Origin of the sequence: Telmatospirillum siberiense (genome assembly GCF_002845745.1) — a bacterium.
Taxonomy (GTDB): Bacteria; Pseudomonadota; Alphaproteobacteria; order Rhodospirillales; family Magnetospirillaceae; genus Telmatospirillum; species Telmatospirillum siberiense.
This window is the reverse complement of the sequence record NZ_PIUM01000035.1, coordinates 1-19,631: the sequence shown is the minus strand read 5'-3', so window position 1 is coordinate 19,631 and position 19,631 is coordinate 1. Positions and strand designations below refer to the sequence as shown.

At 64.1% G+C, this 19,631-nt stretch carries 8 protein-coding genes and 1 tRNA gene; 2 read left to right on the top strand and 7 right to left on the bottom strand.

All coding sequences use genetic code 11. From position 1 onward, the window contains the following. Position 1: 1 nt before the first annotated feature. The 4 genes from CWS72_RS22480 to CWS72_RS28155 all read right to left on the bottom strand — a co-directional run bounded on the left by CWS72_RS22480 (position 2) and on the right by CWS72_RS28155 (position 15,833). The gene (locus CWS72_RS22480) at positions 2-868 is read right to left on the bottom strand and encodes a prohibitin family protein (protein ID WP_101252897.1); all 867 of its coding nucleotides are present in this window, start codon (positions 866-868) and stop codon (positions 2-4) included. Further along, complete coding sequence (locus CWS72_RS22475) at positions 865-2,589, bottom strand: cyclic peptide export ABC transporter (protein ID WP_101252896.1); 1,725 nt, start codon at positions 2,587-2,589, stop codon at positions 865-867. The genes CWS72_RS22480 and CWS72_RS22475 overlap by 4 nt, the downstream gene beginning before the upstream one ends. Further along, positions 2,586-15,266: a non-ribosomal peptide synthetase gene (locus tag CWS72_RS22470; RefSeq protein WP_101252895.1), complete on the bottom strand. Its 12,681-nt coding sequence runs from the start codon at positions 15,264-15,266 to the stop codon at positions 2,586-2,588. The genes CWS72_RS22475 and CWS72_RS22470 overlap by 4 nt, the downstream gene beginning before the upstream one ends. A 135-nt stretch (positions 15,267-15,401) precedes the next feature. Next, the gene (locus CWS72_RS28155) at positions 15,402-15,833 is read right to left on the bottom strand and encodes a hypothetical protein (RefSeq protein WP_199175889.1); all 432 of its coding nucleotides are present in this window, start codon (positions 15,831-15,833) and stop codon (positions 15,402-15,404) included. Positions 15,834-16,727: 894 nt separating this feature from the next. Between CWS72_RS28155 and CWS72_RS22460 the strand changes: the two genes are divergently transcribed. Beyond that, complete coding sequence (locus CWS72_RS22460; protein ID WP_101252893.1) at positions 16,728-17,279, top strand: YcjF family protein; 552 nt, start codon at positions 16,728-16,730, stop codon at positions 17,277-17,279. Between the two features lie 420 nt (positions 17,280-17,699). On the opposite strand, the gene CWS72_RS22450 is transcribed toward CWS72_RS22460, so the two are convergent. Then, on the bottom strand, positions 17,700-18,239 hold the full coding sequence (locus CWS72_RS22450; RefSeq protein ID WP_101252892.1) for a YcjF family protein: 540 nt from the start codon (positions 18,237-18,239) through the stop codon (positions 17,700-17,702). Here CWS72_RS22450 and CWS72_RS27930 point away from each other — a divergent pair. Further along, positions 18,238-18,399, top strand: coding sequence for a hypothetical protein (locus tag CWS72_RS27930; protein ID WP_158240781.1), 162 nt, complete (start codon positions 18,238-18,240; stop codon positions 18,397-18,399). The two genes, CWS72_RS22450 and CWS72_RS27930, sit on opposite strands and share 2 nt — an antisense overlap. A gap of 243 nt (positions 18,400-18,642) precedes the next feature. Here the strand turns inward: CWS72_RS27930 and CWS72_RS22445 are convergent. Both CWS72_RS22445 and rlmB read right to left on the bottom strand, forming a co-directional pair. Further along, a tRNA-Thr gene (locus tag CWS72_RS22445) sits at positions 18,643-18,718 on the bottom strand. Positions 18,719-18,780: 62 nt separating this feature from the next. Continuing rightward, on the bottom strand, positions 18,781-19,631 hold an 851-nt coding region (gene rlmB, locus CWS72_RS22440), incomplete at its 5' end, for a 23S rRNA (guanosine(2251)-2'-O)-methyltransferase RlmB (RefSeq protein WP_338056218.1).

The window sequence follows — 19,631 nt, the reverse complement described above, 5'->3', positions numbered from 1 at the left end:
GTCAGTCCTTCCCCAGAATGATCGGCAGGCCGCCGCTTCCCGCTCCGATGACGACGACCTTGCTGTTGGTCGACTTGGCCAAATCCTGGGTCGCCTGGATGCCGTACCAATGGAGAAGCCCGGGGGTGAGGCTTTGGGCGAGCGTGTTGTTGTAGACCTTCAGGCCATCGGATTCGATGCGTTTGCGTTCGGCTTCCTTTTGGGCGATGGACAGCTTGTAGACATATTCCCCCTCAAGCTGCTGGTAAGCCATCTTGCTCTCGATGGCTTCCGAGATCCGGGTCGGTAAGGTGATGGTTTCGATCGGGACATCGTCGAGTTCGATGAAGCGGGCTTCCAGTCTTACTTTCGATAACTCGCTGACCCGCTCCTGGATGGCTTTCTGCGCGGTATAGATCTCCTCGGGTTTGTATTGCCCGAAAACCATTCTGACGACCGAACGGATCTCGGGGCGGATGACCACATTCACATACTCCGGTCCGACGCGCTGGTGCAGCAGGGGAAGCGTCTCGGCGGACAGAAAATAGCGGACGGAGTACTGGACGCGGACGTTCAGGCCATCGACGGTCAGGGCGTCGATGGTATCGCTGAACTGCTGTTTGCGGACATTGTACACATACATCTTATTGATCGGCAGGATCACGTGCATGCCTTCTCCATACACCGTGTCGATGACGGTGCCGCTTCCCAGGCGCCGCCAAAGCACGCCCAGTTCGCCGGGGCGGATCGAGATGATGATCGCGTCGTAGAAATACACGGCGGCGAAGCCCAGGATGAATAGCGTCAGGATCAGATAGGGTGCCTGGCGCCGCAGGAAGGTCTTGAAAGCCCGGCGCCGGTTGCCGAACCATGCACGAATTGTCTTCATTGACCAGGCTCCTGGGAGGTCGGTTTCTTACCGCGCGCGGTCGGACGTTTTCGCGGATTTCCGCCCTGTATCGCGGTGCGGGGAAGGTTGAGCAGCGTTCCGTAATCCATTTGCAGGACCCGGTCGGCGACGTGGAAATAGCGGTCGTCGTGCGAGACGACCACCACCGTCTTGCCGGCGCCCTTCATTTCCGGCAGCAGCGTTTCATAGAAATAGCGGCGGAACTGCGGGTCCTGGTCGGCCGCCACCTCGTCGAAAATATAGATGGCCTTGTCTTCAAGATAAGACACTACCAGGGCAAGGCGTTTGCGCTGTCCGGTCGAAAGTTGGATGTTGCTGAAACGCCCGTCGCCGAAAACCGTCTTGTGGGAGATTTCCATCAATCGCAACAGGGCGTTGACGCGCTCCGGCGCGGCATCCTTAAGTCCGTGCAGTTTGTCGAACAGGTGGAAGTCGGTGAAGATGGCGGAAAACAGATTGCGGTAGGATTGGATATTGGTCGGTCCGATCTCCACGTCATCGACGCGGATGCCGCCCTGCGCCGGCCGGTACAAGGCGGTGAACAACTTCATGAAGGTCGTCTTGCCGCTGCCGTTGCCGCCAACCAGGAACAGGATCTCTCCGCGCCGGACTTCGCCGTCGATGGGGCCGACCTGGAAGGTGGCGTTGCCGTCGGAATCCCGATAGGTGAAGCCCACTCCTTCGAGGCGGATGGTGCGAAAGGCGCCGAAGTCGGTCAGCGGCGACGTTTCCCATTCGGCGGATTTCTCCAAGCCCTCGTCCAGGGTGGCCTCCAGGCGCCCCAGATTGTCCACCGTCACATTCACCTGCGCCAGAACCGGAATCATGGTGACGACGTTCACCAAAGGCCCAAAGAAGAACAGGATGGCCGCAACGATCTTTGTTGCCGATGTGGAAAACGAATCGGACAAAATAGGCAGAACGAATGCGATGGCGCCAAGCAGAATGACGAAAAACATCTCGATGAAGATGACGTTGTTCGAAAAAAGGATCATCACGGAGGTGCGTGATTCGCGAACTTGAGCGGCGGTGGCATGAAAGTCTTCGAAGACGTCGTCGCTTTTCAGCTTGTTGATGCGAAGTTCCTTGAAGCCCCTCAGCAAGCCGTTGAGGGAATCGAACAGCTTGTCTTCCTGCTTCGAAGCATTGTTCAGGCCCTCCTCGTAGTGTTTGCGGTCCTTGAGATAGATGCCGGCACCGCCGGCAATCAGGGTGACGCACAGCAGCATGGCGATCGGAGAGACCGTGGCGATATAGATTATGGTGAAGACGATCATGACGACGGCCTGGGCGACGGCGAACAGCGGCCGTGCCGCCTGGGCGATGGCCCCGGTGTCCCGGGTGATCCGCGCATGAATGTCGGCCTCGCCGATGGATTCCAGCGTCAGCAGATCGGATCGGCGGATCTTGTCGGCCAGCCGTACCCGCACGCTGCAGATGGCGGCCTCGGCGATCCGGGTGGATTCATAAAGAACGTAGCGGAAGGAATAGACGAACAGGCCGATCGACAGGCAGAACCACAGAAAATGCTGCCAGGAGGGCCCGCCGTTCCGCAAAGCCTCGACCGAAGCGTTGATCACCGCCAGATTCAGCGCATTGGCCATGCCGGAGGTCGCCGTCAGCACGAACAGTTTTCGGTCCAGGGACTTCGTTTCACGCTGCAGGAAAGTAAAGACGCCGAACCGTATCGGGCTGCTCATGGGGAAGGCTCCTGGACGGTGGATGGAGAGAACAGCAAGGCGGCCTGACGCAGCATTTCCGCCTGCCCAGCCGCTGGAATGGGCGGCCAGACCAATCCCATCCGGGCCAGCAGGGCCCGGCTGCGCGCTGAGACGATTTCCAGCCGGCGGGCCCGGGGCTGCGGCGCCAGGCCGTGATACAGCCTGAAATTTTCCAAGGTGAGGTTCAGCGCGGCGTTCATGTCGGGCTGGTCCACCGCCGCGTCCAGTCGCGCCAGGAAGACGTCGAAAGCGCAGGCTCGGACATGATGCCCCGGCGCCGCGGCGACGAAGTCGGCCAGCGTGTCCCTGCGGGCATTCTCCAGATGATGGGTTTCGTTGGTCAGATCGGCCGCGCCGGCGAGCAGCAGCAGCCCGCGCGCCACCAGATCCACATGGCACAGCCACAGATGGGAATCGTCGGGGGCCGCGCCCAGGCGCAGGAAGGCGGCTATCTGGCGGAAGAACGCATTTTCCCCGATGTTGAGCTGAAGCGGTCCGCCCTCGGCGGCGAACACCACATTGCCGACCCGGTGGATGCAACTGTTGGCGAGATCGCTCCGGGCCGCGACCACCAGTCGTTCGGCCTCCTGCTTGCTGCGGATATAGTAATTCTCGTCCAGAGCCTCGGGGGCGGCGTCATATTCGGTGAACAGCCGAAAACTGTCCTCGGGAGGGGGGCCGCAGACCGAGAGGGTGGAAATATAATGGAAATCCGCGGGGTTCGCGGCGTTCCGGGCTGCCAGCGTCAGCAATCGGCCGGTGGACGCCACATTGTCGGCATGGAATTCGCGGTAATGGCCGAAATGCTTCACATTGGCGGCGCAGTGGAAAACCGCCCGCAGACCGTCGGCGAGGCCGTCGCGGGCCATCGGCGACAGGCCCAGATCGTCTCGACGGAGATCGCCCGCCAGCACCGTCAGGCGGGGATCGTCGCGCAAGGCTGCGCCTTTTTCCGGGCCGAAATAGTGGCATAGAATCGCACCCAAACGGGTCCGTGCCGTCGCCGCGTCGTCGCCGCGCACCAGGACGCTGACCCGGCGGTTTCCGTCGGCCAGCAATTCATGCAGGAGATAGCTGCCCAGATAGCCGGTCGCACCGGTCAGAAGAACCCGTCCATAGTCCCGTTTGTCCCCCGCCGCGCGTTGCCGATAGGCCTGGTTCCGCGCCTCATAGTCGCCCCATGCGGCGGCCAAAGCGGTATCGCGCTGGGCGTCATAGGCGGCGAGGCTTTGCCGGTAGTCGCGCCAATGGTGGATCGTGGATTGAATCAGCGCGCGCAGATGCTCGGGCCGTTGCCGGCAGACGGCGGCGAAATCCGCCAAACGGGGGTGCTCATAAAGATCGTTGATGGTGCAGTGGATGGTCCGCCGCAGTTGATCGACCACGGCGATCACGCGCAGGCTGTCGCCGCCGAGATCGAAGAAATTGTCCTCGCGGGCGATGAATTCGCGCTCGAGGCGTTCCGCCCATACTTGCGCTATGTGCTGTTCCATGCCGTCGCGGGGCCGGGTTCGGCGGATATCGTCGGTTTCGCCGTGGAAGGCTTTTTGCTCGGCCAACGTCCGCTCCAGCGCCGGGCGATCGACCTTGCCGGAGGATGACACCGGGATGGCCGCGACTTTGAACACCGCGCCGGGCAACATATAGGCGGGTAGAGTGCGCGACAGATGATCATGCCATGCGGCTTGGCCGGGTTCGCTCGTCCCGGCCTGCAGGCAGACGAAAGCCCACAGGCTTTGCGTGCCGTCACCCCGCGTCTCGACGAGGGCGACCGCCTGTAGGACCCCCGGATAGGCTTCGAGCCGGTGCTCGATTTCGCTCAGTTCGACCCGTTGCCCGCGCAGTTTGACCTGACCGTCGGAGCGGCCAAGGATCTCCAGATTGCCGAGCGTGGTCCAGCGTCCCAGATCGCCGGTATCGTAGAGCCGACCCTCGGGCGTTTCGACGAAGCTGGCGGCGGTCAAATCGGGACGGTTCAGATAGCCGACGGCCAATCCCATGCCGCCCAGCCAGACCTTGCCGATGGCTCCCGGGGGGACCGGCCGGCGGTCGGGATCGAGGATAAAGACGGCGGTGTTGGCCAGTGGCCGCCCCGTGTGGGCCGTTCTGCAAGGATCGGTTGGAAGAATACGCCCGATGGCGGCGGCGGCGGTGTTTTCGGTTGGACCATAACCGTTGAAGTAGTGCAGTTGCGCCGCATAATGGCGGGCGTCGGCCAAATGGGGCGGCTCGCCCACGGTCATCAGCACCCGCAGGCCCGGAAATGCCGTCTGCCCGAACAGGTGGAGATAGGAGGGGGGCAGCGTGGCGGCGGTGACGCCCAGCCCCGCCATCATGGCGCGCATGCCGGCGATGTCGTCCATCTCGGCGCGGCGGACCGGCACCAAGGCGGCACCGCCCGCCCAGGCCATGACCAGATCGGAAATCCAGGCGTCGAAAGAGGGAGAAGACGCCAGTAAAACCCGGTCGTCGGGTCCGATCTCCAGGATGGCGCTTCCGGCCAGCCCGAGATTGATCGTTCCCTGGTGGTGCAGCACCACCCCCTTGGGCACTCCGGTGGAGCCGGAGGTGTAGATGATATAGGCGGGGTCGGCAGGGGCCGGCATATCCAGGGCGGGGGCCGGATCGGAGTCATCGTCCGTCAGCTCCTCGGGCCGAAGCACGGTATAGCCGGCCTCGGCCAGCGCAGCGGGCAAGGACAATCCGTCGAGAACCAGAAGGATCCGGATGCCGGCATCGGCGGCCATGAAGGCCAGACGCTCGGCCGGCAGTTCCCGGACCAGCGGCAGATAGCAGCCGCCGGCTTTCCAGATGGCCAGGACCGCTTCCGGGAGGGCCGCCGATCGTTCGGTGAAGACGCCGACCACCGCCTGACGGGAGACCCCCAGCTTGCGCAGGATGCCGGCGAGGATATCGGTGCGGGCGTCGAGGGCCGCATAGCTGATCGTTCCCTGGAAGGTCAGCACCGCGGGGTGATCGGGTTGATTTTCGGCCAGTCGGCGGAACAGAGCGGGCAGGGTGGGAAGAGGGTGCGCCCGGACGGGACCCTGCTGCCAGGCGGCCAGCTGGGCTTCCTCAACAGGCCGCAAGGCCGGCAAGGGGGTATTGGAAAGGCGTTCCGGAGCGCCCAGGGTGCGGGCCCATTCGGCCAACGATTCGATCCAGACGCGGGCGGTCTCTTGTTCGTAAAGCGCGGCGTTGACATACCATTGCAGGACCAGACTGCCATCCGCCTGCCCCTCATGGACCAGCACCATGTCCTGGGCCGGCGCCCGATGGCGGAGTTCGTAATGGAACAGGCCGACCTCTGAGAGATCGAGGCCGGAAAAACGCAAAGCCTCCTCTTTCGCCGTATCGGCGGTGCCGGGGTTTTCCGTGACCGCCAAATCGAACAGCGGATAGCGGGCGGGATGTCCAAGCCCCGGATGATCTCGGCGGAAATCCTGATATATCCGGGCAAAGGGGTAGCGGGAATGCCGCAAGGCCTCGCCCAGAGCCCGTTGCAGGCCGCCGAGCGCCTTTTCGACGGATTCGTCGGCCGATACCCGGCAAGGCACCGGCAGCATATTGACGTAATAGCCGACCACGCCCGCCTCTTGCGCCGTCTCGCGGGTCGAGGCGGCGGTGCCCAGCAGAAATTCCTCCCGCCCGGTGCGCCGCCGCACTTCGCTCGCCATGAGGGTCAGCATCAAGGCATGCAGGCTGGCCCCATTGCGGCGGGCCAGGGCGCGGAGACCATCGGCGGTGGCCGGTTCGAGGCGGATCCGGTAGCAGTGGCTTCCCCTGGCATTCTTGGCGGTGCGCCCGGAAGGCCGGGGAAAATCCAGGGGCCATTCGTCGAAGGGCTGGGGGGCGTCGGCCGGACCGGTTCCCAGACCGGCCAGGACGTCACGCCAATAGGCGGCGTCGGCCTGGCAGGAATCCCCGGTCAGATAAGCGTCCTCGGCGGCCGCCGACAAATCGTAGGTGCCTTGTGTCTCGGGCAGGGGCTCACCCCGTAGCAGGGCGGAAAGTTCCGTCACCAGCAGACCAAGCGACAGACCGTCGCCCACCGAATGATGCAGCACCAGCCAGAAGAGAGCCTGTTCGGAGCGCGCCACCTGCACCAGTCCGGCGCGCCACAGCGGGGGCCTGCTCATGGTGATCGGCGTGGCCTGTTCCTCCGCTATGGCGGCGAGGGCGGCTGACATATCCGGCCGGGCTCCGCAGGCCAGTTCGAGCCCGGCGTCGGGATGGACGATCCGTCGCAGTACGCCGGACTGGTCCTCGCCGAATCCGGTCCGCAGGGCAGGGTGTCGCGCCACCAGCGTCGCCCAGGCGGCTCGCCAGCGGGCCGGCGGAGGAACCTGGCCATGTACTGCCAGGGTGAGCGGAATGGTGAAGCCGGCGGTATCGAGTCCGGCTTGCTCCGAGATCCAGAATTCCCGCTGGCCCTCGGTCGCCCGATCCGTCCCGCCCGGCGGGGCGGCCGAGGTTCGGCGCATCTGGCCGACCCGCTGGGCAAAGCCGCGCAAGGTCGGTTCGGCGAACAGTTCGCGGGCGGAAACGGGATAGCCGAGGATTTTTTCGAGGCGATGCGCCACGGCGATGGCCAGCAGGCTGTGACCGCCGAGGGCGAAGAAATTGTCGTCGCGATGGACGGACGCCAGTCCCAGCAGCTCGCCCCACAGCCCGGCGATCCTCGTTTCCATCTCGTCTCGCGGCGGGGACTCGGCGCCCTGCGGCGAACGTCCGGCCAGAACCCTCTTCAGGGCGCTTTTGTCCACCTTGCCGGAATGGGACAGGGGAATGTCGGAAATGGCGACGACCGTCGATGGGATCATATAGGCCGGCAGACGATCGGCCAGATAGCCGCGCCAGCTGTCTTCCGCCGGCGCTTGCCGTCCCGGCAGCGGACGGACAAAAGCCCAAAGGCTGGGGCCGCGCTCTCCGACGCCGTCCAGCAAGGCCACGGCCTGGGCGATATCGGGATGGCTGCCGAGGGCGTGTTCGATTTCCCCCAGTTCGACGCGAATGCCGTTCAGCTTTACCTGATCGTCGGTCCGGCCGATGATTTCCATTTCGCCGTTGGCGCGCCAGCGGCCCAGGTCGCCCGTCCGGTACCGTCGGCCGCCGGAGGTTTCGACGAAGGCGGCGGCGGTCAGGTCCGGGCGTCCCACATAGCCGCGGGCCAGGCCGGCCCCGCCAAGCCACAGCTCCCCGACCATCCCGGGGGGAAGCGGGGTCCCATCGGGGGCGCAGACATGGATGCTGGTGTTGGGCAGGGGGCGGCCGGCGGAAAGGACGTCGAGATCGTCGGGCCACAGCCTGCCCATGCTGCTGCTGATCGTGTTTTCGGTGGGGCCATAGGCGTTGAAATAGTCGAGGCGGCCGGCATAGGTCCGCACATCCGCCGGAAACGGCGCCTCTCCCCCGGTGACGAGGATGCGCAGCGACGGCAATGCGGCTCCGTCGAAAAGCCGGAGATAGGTGGGGGTGATGTCGGCCAGGGTGACGTCCAGCGTGGTCAGGAAGGTCTGGAACCGGCTGGGCGAACTGAGAATTTCATAGGGAACGGGGCAGAGGGCCGCACCGAAGGCCAACGGCAGCCCCATGTCCGACAGGGAGACGTCGAAAGACGGCGATGAAAACATCAAGCTGCGGTCGTTCGGAGTCAGGCCGAGGATCTCGCCGGCGCCGAGGACCATATTGACGTAGGCATCATGGCCGATCAGCGTGCCCTTGGGCTGGCCGGTGGAGCCCGAGGTGTAGATGATGTAGGCGATATCGCCCGCGTCACCCGGCGAGCGCGGGCGATGCGCATGGGTGCGGCGGAAGAGGGGGGCGATCTCTTCCGGGCGAAAAGCCGGGGGTAGATCCCGGGCCAGCGCCGGCGGGACCGCAAGCCCGTCCAGAGCCATAAAATGCGTGATCCCGGCATCGCGGGCCATGAAGACCAGGCGCTCCGGCGGCAGGTCGGCCGCCAATGGCAGATAGGTCGCGCCGGCTTTCCAGATGCCCAGAACCGTGGCCGGCAGATTGGCCGAACGCCCGGTCAGCACGCCGACCGTGACGCCGGGCCCGGCGCCGCGCAGCAGCAGGCTGTGGGCAATGACATTGGCTTCCCGCTCCAGTTCCGCGTAAGTCGTGCCGGCGGTTTCGGTGAGGACGGCCGGCCGGTCTCCCTGCTTGGCGCCCGGCGCATCGAGGACGCGTTCGAACAGCTCATGAAAGCGCAGCGGCGGTCGCTCCGCCTGTGGACCCTGTTCCCAGTTTTCCAGCAGCGCCGCTTCGCGCGGGAGGAGGGCGGGCAGGGGCTCGTCCGCCCGCAGAGGATCCTCTGCCAGCCATAGAGCCCAACCGCGCAGCGCCTCGAACCAATGCCTTGCCGTTTCCCGGCCATAAAGAGCGGCGTTGACATGCCATTGCAGCAGCAGGCCGCCATCGGCCAGGGCTTCGTGAATCAGCACCATGTCCTGGCCGGGCGACGCGTCGGAAAGTTCATAGGCGATGGCTGCCGCGCCTCCTTCCGCGATCGGGGAAACCCGGGCCAGATGGAGTGCCGCGCCGGTCGGGCGGATTTCCGGGTTCTCGGTGACCGCCAGATCGAAAAGAGGATAGCGCGCCGGGTGGCGATGCAGGGAACGGTCACGCCAAAAATCGTGATAGATGCGCGCGAAGGGATAGCGCGCATGCTGCAACCCGTTGGCCAGCGCCTGCTGGGTCTCGCGCAAGGCCTCGCCGAACCCGGCACGGCGCGGAACGTGGCAGGGAACCGGCAGCATATTGACATAGTAGCCGATCACCCGGGCTTCGGCGGCGGTCTCGCGGACGGAGGCGGTGGTGCCGATGACGAGGTCCTCGCGCCCGGTGCGCCGTCGCGTTTCCAGCGCCAACAGTGTCAGCATCACCGCATGCAGGCTGGCTTCGTGCCGGCGGGCGAGGGCCTTCAGCCCCCGGGCCGTCGCCGCGTCGAGGCGCGTTTCGAAACGATGGTTTCCCGGTTGCGCGGTCATCGAGCGGGCAAAATCCAGCGGCGCCTCGTCAAAGACCGGATCCGGCTGCCGGGCCAGAAGGTCCCGCCAATAGTCGGCGTCCTCGGTGCTGGCCGGTCCGGCCAGATAGGCTTGCTCGCGTTCGGCCGATTCCGCGAAATCGCCGGTGGGAGGAGGCAACTCCTCGTTTCGCAGCAAAGCCTCGATGTCCTTCAAGATGATTCCGAGGGATTGGCCGTCGCCCAGGGCGTGATGGAGCGCCAGCCAGAACAGTTGCTCGCCTGAGTCCGCCACCGCGACAAGACCCGCCCGCCACAGCGGGGGATTTTCCATGGCGAATGGTTCGGTCTGGCGCTGCCGGACGTAGGCTTGGGCCGAGACCCGGTCCGGCAGGGTGGCGATTTCCAGAGCTTGGCCCACGATCGGCACCGTAACGCGGTGAAGGCGACCTTCCGCATCCTCGCGGAAAAAGACGCGCAACATCTCATGGCGTGCCACCAGACCGGCCCATGCCGCGTTCCAGCGTTCCAGGGACGGCTTCTCCCCCTCGATGCGGCGGAGAAGCGGGATGGTGAAGGTCCGGGTATCCAGACCCGCCTTTTCGGCCACCCAGAATTCCCGTTGCCCTTCCGTGGCCAGATCGCTTTCGGCGGCCAGACCGCTTTCGACGGAACGTGGAGTCCGGCCGTCATGGTCGATCCGCGGCAGCTCCGCGATCCTTTGGGCGAAGCCGGCCAGGGTCGGCGCCGTGAACAGGGCGCGCGCAGGAACCGGACGTGCGAGATCGTGCGACAGGCGATGGGCCATGGTGACGGCCAGCAGACTGTTGCCGCCCAGAGCGAAGAAATTGTCCTCGCGGGAAACCTCGCATTCCAGAAGATCCGTCCACAAGGCGGCGATCCGTACTTCCATTGCGCCGCTTGGCGGGCTTTTCACGGTGCCGTGGCCTTGCTCCCTGGGGAGAAGCAGCAAGGCGTTCCGATCGATTTTGCCGGAGAAGGTCAGGGGCATGGCCGTGACGGGACTGAGCGAAGCCGGAACCATGTAGGGGGGCAGTCGTTCGCCGAGATGGCGGCGCCATGCGTCTTCCGGCGGCATCGCGGAGCCGGGGCGAAGCTGGACGAAGGCCCGCAGGATCTTGGTGCCGTTCGCCGCCGGTTCGGTCAGGACGACGGCCTCGGCGAAGGCGGGGTGGGATAACAGCGCCTGTTCGACCTCGCCCGGCTCCAGACGCTGCCCATGCAATTTGATCTGATGGTCGATCCGTCCCGAAAGTTCCAGCCGGCCATCCGGGGTCCAGCGGCCCAGATCGCCCGAGCGATAGAACCGTCCGTCCGGCGTCTCGACGAATCGCCGGGCGGTCAGCTCCGGGTTGTTCAGATAACCGCGAGCCAGGCCGACTCCGCCCAGCCACACCTCCCCCACCACCCCCGGCGGCACGGGGGTGGCGTTATCGCGGCGGATGGAGATGCGGAGATTGGCCTGGGGCCGCCCCGCCGACAGCGGCCGGCTGGGGTCGGGATGGGATGTCAGGCGTTCCACGCAGACGAAAAGGCTGGTCTCGGTGGGACCATAGGCGTTCCAGAGGGCGACAGGACCGGCATGGTGCCTGGCGTCGTCGTGGTTCGGCGGCTCGCCGCCGGTCAACAGGTTGCGCAATCCGTCGAACGGCGTCTGCTTGCCGACGCGCAGATAGGAGGGGGTGTGGAAGGCGACGCTGACGCCCATCCGCTTGTAATATTTCTTCAGCTCCCAGGGGTCGTCGCGCAAAGCGCGCGAGACGGGCACGATGGACATGCCGAGGAGAAGCCCGAGGCCCAGCTCCCAGAGGGAGGCATCGAAGCCCGGTGTGGCGACCAGGGAAACCCTGTCCTCGGGGGTGAGGCCGAGGGCCTCACGGGTCATCAGGATGGCGTTGACCAGCCCGTCATGCTGGAGCATGACGCCCTTGGGCATTCCCGTCGTTCCCGAAGTATAGATGATGCAAGCCAGATCCCCGGGGGCGCCGAAGCTTTCGGGACGAGGGGGATCGGGGAGGGGCGCACCGGCTTCGGGACGCAGAACCGCCGTGACCGCCTGCGCCAGGGAGGGCGCTACCGCATGGCCGTCGAGGACGATCAGTGTCCGGGCTCCCGAGTCCCTGACCATATAGGCCAGGCGTTCCGGCGGCTGTTCGAGAGCCAGGGGCAGATAGGCGGCCCCCGTCTTCCAGATGCCCAGCACGGTGGCGGGAAGATCGGCCGAGCAGTCGGTGAGGACGGCCACCGGTTCCTCGCGGGTGACGCCCTGGTTGAGAAGGGTCCGGGCGATGCGATTGGCCCGCTGTTCAAGCTCGGCATAATTCAGAGTGCCGGTTTCGCTGACGACGGCGGGCCGTTGCGGCTGTTGGCCGACCATCGCCTCGAAAAGTTCATGGAAGCGCTTCGCCGGCCGGGTCCGTTGCGGTCCTTGTTCCCAGAGCGCCAGGCGCAACGCCTCTTCTGGCAGAAGCGCAGGCGGGGGGGCCTCGGCGCGACCGATATCCTCGGCCAGCCAGCGCGTCCAGGCCGCGAACGCGCTCAACCACGCCTGTGCCGTCTCCCGATGATAGACGTCGGGGTTCCACAGCAGCGCCAGTTCCAGCCCCTCGTCGCCGTCCCCGATCGGTTCGTGGCTGAAGGCGAGGTCGATGCCCGCGGCGGGATAGGTCTGCTCTCCCGGCAAGCGTCGCGGCGTCAGGGAAAAGTCGGTGCCGGCATCACCGGATGTGCGAGACGGATTGGCGGTCAGGGAGATGTCGAACAGCGAACTGTGCGAAAGGGGGCGGGCGTCAGGGTGCCGGCGACGGAACTCCCGGGTGAGCAGACCGGAGGGATAGCTCACATGTTCCAAGGTCTCGCTCAGGCCGGCCTGGGCTGCGCATATCTGCGCCGCCAGCGGCGCCGTGCCGTCCCCATCCAGGATCAGAGGCGGCAGATTGACGAAATAGCCCACGGCCCGGTCGGCTCCGGGCGGGCGGACCGAGATGCCGCTGCCGAGAATGAGACAGGATCTGTCGCCGCGCCGCCGGGCCTCCACCGCCAGAAGCGCCAGCAGCACGGCATGCAGTCCGACATGTTTCGTTTGGGCCAAACGGATCAGCGCGGCGAGGGTGTCGGCGTCCAATCGTTCGACGAGGGGTGCGGCGCATCTTCCGCCGGGGCTGGTGGGGCGGCCATAATCGGTGGGAAACTCGTCGAAGGCGCCGGGGGGCAGGCCGTCCAGCTTGTTTTGCCAATAGGCGCGATCGCGCGGGGCGAGACTGGATGCCAGGTAGCGCTGTTCGGCCAGACTGGCTTGCGCGACGCCGTTTGGGGCCGGCGGCAACGGGCGCTCCAGCAGCAGGGCATGGATCTCCTCCTGGACGATACGCGCGGACAAGCCGTCGACCACCGAATGGTGCAAGGTGAACCAGAACAGTGTTTCGCCGCCTTCCTCCACCTGGACCAGGCCGGCCCGCGCCAGCGGCGGTTCGGTGAGAACGAAGGGGGCATCGGAGTGGGCGGCGATTCGCTCTTGGGCCTGATCCGGCGAGCGGCAATGGTCGAAATGGAGCCGGGCGGTCGGCGGCAGATGCTCAGGGGCTTCCGTACGCCAGAGCAGCTTGTCGTCGGCGCCTTCGAAAAAAGCCGTGCGCAAGGCGGCATGGCGGGCAAGAAGCCGGAACCAGGCCGATTGCCAGCGTGTCGGGTCGGGAACCGTTCCCGTTACGGCAAGGATCCGGGTGATCTGAAAGCCCGGCGTGGCGAGCCCCAGTTTCCAGGCGATCCAAAAATCCTCCTGTCCGAGGGTGGTGGTGTCCCGCCCCCCCGTCGGAACCTCGACCTCCCCTTCCTCCTCCGCCGCCGAGGCGATCTTGCCGGCCAGGGCGGCAACCGTGGCGGCGATCAGGATGGTCGGGGCCGAGACCGGATAGCCCCGCGCATGCAGGCTCTGGCTGATCGCGATGGACAGAAGGCTGGTGCCGCCCAGGGCAAAAAAGTTGTCGTCGCGCATGATGGGGCGGACATCGAGGCATTCTTCCCAAACTTCGGCGACCTGCCGCTCCACCGCCCCTTGTGGCGGTGTCCCCAGGACGGCGTCCCGCTGAGACTGCGCGGCCTGGACCGCCAACAGCGTCAGGGCCTGGCGATCCACCTTGCCTGAGGAATTGACGGGCATCTTGGCAAGAGTCGTCACCCGGGCCGGCAACATGTAGGCGGGCAGGGTCTTGCTCAGGAATCGATGCCAGTCTTCCAGGGGATGATGGTCCATCGGGTCGCTTTCCACAAAAGCGATCAACTGGCCTTCGTGCTGCAGCGCGGAGGCATGCCTCACTGCGTCGTGCGTCATCAGGGTATGTTCGATTTCTCCCAGTGACACCGTCTGTCCGGAAATCTTGATCGCGTCGCCGATGCGGCCCAGGACTTCCAGTTGACCGTCGGAGTTCCAACGTCCCAAGTCGCTGGTGCGATAGGCCCGGCCGAAGGGCGTTTTGATGAAGTGCTCGGCGGTCAGCTCCGGCTGATTGAGATAGCCGCGGGCCACGCCTATCCCCACCACATGAATTTCTCCCACGTCTCCTGGCGGGACTTCCCTGCCGTTACCGTCCAGCAGATGGACGGCCATGTTGGCGAAGGGGTGTCCGCTGGCAAGCGGACCGCTGCCGTTCGGGTTCACCCGCGTCATGCAAATGGTGCCGCAGACCTCGGCGGCGCCATAGACGTTCCAATAGTCCAAATGTCGCGCATAGGTTCGCGCGTCCTCGGCGTTGGGGCGTTCGCCGGCGGTCAAGAGACAGCGTAGACCGGTGGGAACGGCGCCTTGGAAGAGGCGCAAATAGGACGGTGTGAGCATGGCGACGGTCACGCCGAGGCGGGTCATGGCGGCAAGAAGCCCGGCGGGGTCGTCCAGCATCCGGCGCGAGACCGGGACGATGGCGGCACCGGCCAGCAGGGGTAGGCACAGCTGGCGGAATCCCATGATATAGCCGGGGGTCGAGGACAGCAGCAGGCGATCGGCCGGGACGATGTCTTGGGCGGCGATATGGCCATGGCTCATGTTGACGCAAGCGTCGTGTTGGAGCAGGACGCCCTTGGGCTGGCCGGTGGAGCCCGAGGTGAAAAGAATGACGGCGAGATCGGTCGGTTTTCCTCGCCTGTCGGGCCGGTGGCCGTCGCGAGCCAAATCGTCCCGGGTCAATGTCTCCGGTCTGAAAATCGCCGGTTCCGTCTCTCCGGCGGTGTCTGCCAGGGCGCTCAGCAACGCGGCGGGCGGATCGAGGCCATCGAGGACGATCAGGCGGCGCATGGCCGATTGCCTGGCCATATTGGCCAAGCGCTGGGGCGGCAGATCGGCGCCCATCGGCACATAAACGCCGCCCGCCTTGAGGATGGCCAAAAACGCCTGTGGCAGAAACCCGGAACGCTCGGTTAGTACGCCCACCGCCTCTTGCCCCGCCATCCCTTGCGCGAGCAGGGCGTGGGCAAGGCTATTGGCGCTTCGATCCAGTTCGGCATAGCTGAGGATGCCGCGGTCGGAAACGAGGGCGGGGGCGGACGGCCGTCGGACGACGAGACTCTCGAAACATTCGTGAATGCGGCTCGCGGGCCAGATTCCGGGCGGCCCGACAGTCGTCGCCGAAGTCGCATTCTTGTCGGCACAGGATGATTTTGTCTCTGCCATAAAGCTTAATTAAAATCTAACCGGAAAACCCTCACGGACATCGCCGGGCATTCGTGCCGCCGCCAATGTCATTGGTTTGTTTCACCCCGATGACGGTGGCGCCGGCACGCGGCGTGCCTGCTCGATGGGAGATCATCAGACGAGGAGAGCCGAGCATTCGCGCATGACGTCCGCCTTGCGACGCAGGTAGTCGCAGAAGAGTTCGCGGGCAGACGATTCGTCGATTTTTCTCCCCGTTGCGTCGCAGAACGCCTTGATGGCGTTGATGGCATGTCCGAAGTGGGCACTTTCCGTGCCGCCCGTATGAACGGTGACCCACGCGACGACATGGCGTACGCGGTCCACCGGGACGCCCATGATGCGTCCAAGCCAGTCCTTGAACAGCGGATGGATGAACTCCACCTCGCTGTGGGTATAGATCTCGTGGACCAATGTGGTGAGCAGACCGCTGGTGAGATCCCGATCGCGAAGTCTCCGCTGGTCCGTCCAGTCCTTGAATTCTTGCGCGGACGCCAGGCAATTGGCCTTCAACAACCATTCGTCGTCACCGCAAACGGTCGTTGCCATATTGTAAAACATATCGGAATGAAGCGTTCCGCCGAGCGCTCCTAGATCTTCATCCGTAATACGGTGCAGACTCGAGCAGGTTTCATATAATTTTTCCGAATTATGGGAGTCCAGCTCCGTCTTTGCCAGTAGGGTAACTCTATTGGAGAGTCCGGAAACACTCGCCGCCGAGTTGTTTGTCTTGGACCAGCTGGCAAAAAACCGTCGCAGAGCGTCTCGATCATGCTTTGCCGAAGTCAACCTCTTGAACGAATCTTCAATGCAGGCAAGCGAAGGGCGTTCGGCTTCGAACGCGTCGAAGAGGCCTCTCCGGAGGGATCCTGTCGGCATCTCCTCCAACACGGGGGCCGCGATGTCTTGAAGGCCGCACTTCGTCCCTATGTTATTCACTTTTGTTTATCCCCAAAGGGTTGCCTGGACTTTTATGGGGGCGTCCCCCTCTGAAGGTCAACGTCGGGATCAATCGCCTGTAGAAATATCGTAATTTTTTTTAAGTAGACGCTTAAGAGAAATTTATAAATATATGGCTTTCTGCATAAGATATATTAATTTCATCGTAGCTATTTTCGAAATATTGACCATTTTGAGATGGTATATGTATTATGATATATTTTATAAATTGGTTTCGATCGCTTTATGAAGATATGAGATTTCTGTCAAAAGTGGTGTATATGACGGACTGTATTGATGTGTATTGCAGATTCTAAGATTTCTTTCGCCGTCGGTATGCCGGGCAAGCCGTTGGGGGCACATAGGGGTCATTGCTCAACCGGATATGATGCGAGTTCCGTTCACCAGCGAAGCGCATTGAGGGGAGCAAGAGAGGTGATAACGTGATAAAAATAGCCTATAGCATGAATTATCTATAACTTCAAACACCCAGGAGTTGCTGAAATGTCTAAAGACGCCAAAGAGACCGCTCCCCCGCCCGCGCACGAAACCGTCGCCGAGTCCGAGGCCGTCGTCGATCCGGCTGTCCGCAGCCTGCGTGTCGAGAAGATTGGCAAGAACCACATCCTTGCTTCCATGGGTGTCGGCCTGATCCCGATTCCCATTGCGGACATCGTCGGTGTGCTGGCGGTCAACCTTGATTTGATCAATAAGCTCTCCGTCGAATACGGCGTTCCCTTTCACCAGGACCGAGGCAAGGCAATCCTGACCTCGCTGCTGGGTGGGCTGTTTCCCGTCGCGGTCGGGGGCGTGGTCATCAGTCTGCTGAAATTTGTTCCCCTCGTCGGCCAGACCACCGGGGCGGTGGCGTTGCCGGTCCTGTCCGGCGCCGCCACCTATGCCGTGTACAAGGTCTTCGTGCAGCATTACGAGGCCGGCGGCACCTTCCTGGACTTCGATCCGAAGAAGATGAAGAAGAGCTTTTCCGAGCAATTTCACGCCGGAAAAGACGTGGCGGCTGATCTGCATAAGAACGGGGCGGAGAAGACCGTCTGAGCGTCTTCAGATCAGGGTGTCGGAAGGGCATTTTCGGGTGCGGTCGCAGGTGGCCTGAGACTGTCTGTCTGGCGCCGTTTTCGGCGTGACATGTCTTGGGCCATCGGGCGCCTCTCGGATTCGAGCGGCGTTTGAGCCCTGAAAAAGGCGCGTTCGCACGCCAAACGAGAGAGCTTCAGCGGTATCTGAAGTTCGCCAGATGGGGGAGATCTGTCGTGGAGCTGTTTCTTCTGGTCCTTGTGAGCAGCCTGATTATCGGTTGGTGCGGCCGGAACAGGAAGTTCACGTTCTGGGGGTATTTTTTCTGCTCCCTGGCGTTGACCCCCTTCATCGGCCTGCTGGTTCTGATGGCATCCGACAGCAGAAAAAAAGAGGGTGGGAAGACGGCTCTTTCGCAATCGAAGCCTTAACCCTCATTTCTCATACTCCTGCCGCCGGCAGCCGCGTCGGGCCCAGCAGGCTCGGGACGAACTGTTTTCCTTCCCGGAATTTTGACTTGAAATAGGCGCGCACGACGTCGTTGCCGCTTTCCAGGAAGGTTTCGCCCGTTTCATAGTGTTTTTGGAAGGTCTTGCCGACGGCATAGACCGCCGCGCCGCCGGTAATGGAGAAGGCGCCGTAATAAAGCGCATATCCGACCAGCGGCAGTCCTTTCAGGGCGGCCTCCATCTTGTTGGAAAAATAGATCACGCCAACGCCGCCGATCAGGGACAGCAGCAGTTTGTAGGCGACCAGTCGATGGGGGACGGAAAGGCCGTAGAGCCCGGCCAGGTCGCGGATCATCTTTGTCTCGATGCCGGAGATGACGACGATGTCCACGACGGCCGACGGGATCAGGCCGAAACCCATGGCCGCGATGACGTGGGTGCGGATGCAGGCGTCCGCCCGCAGGCGCTGCCGCATGAGGTCGCTGGTTTGCGTGTGGCCGGTCGGCGGCGGCGCGGTTTGCTCCTGGGGCATGGCGGTCCCTTCCCGCTGGTGTTATCGACGGTGGTCGCGGCGGTGGTCCGAGGCCAGAAAGCTGTGGATCACCGGCAGCGCGGACAGGATGAACAAGGTGTCGATGCTCATGCCGGCGCAGATCAGCGCGGCGATCGAAAAGCGGCTGGACGCGCCTTAGGCAAACATCAGCGGCATCAGGTCGGCGATCATCGCTGCCATGGCCACGCCGACGATACTGCACCTGAAAGCAGTTTAGCATGGCCCGGTCGCCCCACAACACCGCTTCCATCTTGTTTCGGCAAGGTTGCGGCAGGGGCGAGGACGCTCGTTCGGTGATATGGAGGCGATGCCGAACAGCCAAGAGGCCGGTGACATTATATCACCGTCTTCACACTAATACCCTGATATTCCAGGGGAATTTTGGTGCCGGTTGCAGGGTTCGAACCCGCGACCCCCTGATTACAAATCAGGTGCTCTACCAGCTGAGCTAAACCGGCCCACCATCTGGCGCGGGCCAAATTAGAGGCAGCGTTCCATCCTTGCAAGCCCTTCCTGGAGCTCAGCGGCGGACCAGTTCATAGAGGGCGACGGCGGCTGCGTTGCTGACGTTCAGGCTTTCCACCAGATCGGTCTGCGGCAGCTTGACCAGATGGTCGCAATGTTCGCGGGTCAGGCGGCGCAATCCCTCCCCCTCGCTGCCCAGGACCAGGACCAGCTTGCCGCTCAATTTGGCTTCGGCCAGGGTGAGAGGCGCGTCGCCGGCCAGGCCGGCGATCCAGAAGCCGGCCTGCTTCAGTTCTTCCAGGGCGCGGACCAGATTGGTCACCCGGACCAGGGGCAGGCGTTCGAGGGCGCCCGAGGCCGATTTGGCCAGGGTGCCCGTTTCGTCCGGGGCATGGCGATCGGGAATCAGCAGGCCGAGCGCGCCGAAAGCCGCCGCCGAGCGGAGGACGGCGCCGACATTATGTGGATCGGTGACCTGGTCGAGACAGATGATGACGGCGCTCTCGCGGCCCTCGGCGGCGGCGGCGAGCTCACCGATGTCGGGCGTTTCCAGCGGTTCGGCCGCCAGGGCGATGCCCTGATGCACGGCTCCCGCCGGTAACAGGCCGTCCAGATTGGCTTTTTCGACGGTCTCGGCCTGCGGCAGCGGGCGCGTCTGGGCGAGGGCCGCGATCTGCGGGCCATGGGTGCGCAAGGCCTCGGCGGTCAGCAGCAGGCGGCGGCAATGCCGGTCGGGATTGGCCAGGGCGGCCAGCACCGGATGACTGCCCCATAACCAGAAGGTCGAGCCTCCGCTCCGCGCGGCCCTCGGCAGGGACCGGCGGTCTTCGCGACCGGCTCGCGGCGAGGCCGCGGAGGTCTCCGTCGCCTGCGCGGGATGGGAGGCGGCCGAACGGGGGCGTGCGG

What these genes read in the sequence shown, in the direction of transcription:
- CWS72_RS22470 (WP_101252895.1), bottom strand. Translation starts at nt 15,266, where the DNA reads ATGGCAGAGACAAAATCATCCTGTGCCGACAAGAATGCGACTTCGGCG.
- CWS72_RS22480 (WP_101252897.1), bottom strand. Translation starts at nt 868, where the DNA reads ATGAAGACAATTCGTGCATGGTTCGGCAACCGGCGCCGGGCTTTCAAG.
- CWS72_RS22460 (WP_101252893.1), top strand. Translation starts at nt 16,728, where the DNA reads ATGTCTAAAGACGCCAAAGAGACCGCTCCCCCGCCCGCGCACGAAACC.
- CWS72_RS22450 (WP_101252892.1), bottom strand. Translation starts at nt 18,239, where the DNA reads ATGCCCCAGGAGCAAACCGCGCCGCCGCCGACCGGCCACACGCAAACC.
- CWS72_RS22475 (WP_101252896.1), bottom strand. Translation starts at nt 2,589, where the DNA reads ATGAGCAGCCCGATACGGTTCGGCGTCTTTACTTTCCTGCAGCGTGAA.
- CWS72_RS27930 (WP_158240781.1), top strand. Translation starts at nt 18,238, where the DNA reads ATGGCGGTCCCTTCCCGCTGGTGTTATCGACGGTGGTCGCGGCGGTGG.
- CWS72_RS28155 (WP_199175889.1), bottom strand. Translation starts at nt 15,833, where the DNA reads ATGGCAACGACCGTTTGCGGTGACGACGAATGGTTGTTGAAGGCCAAT.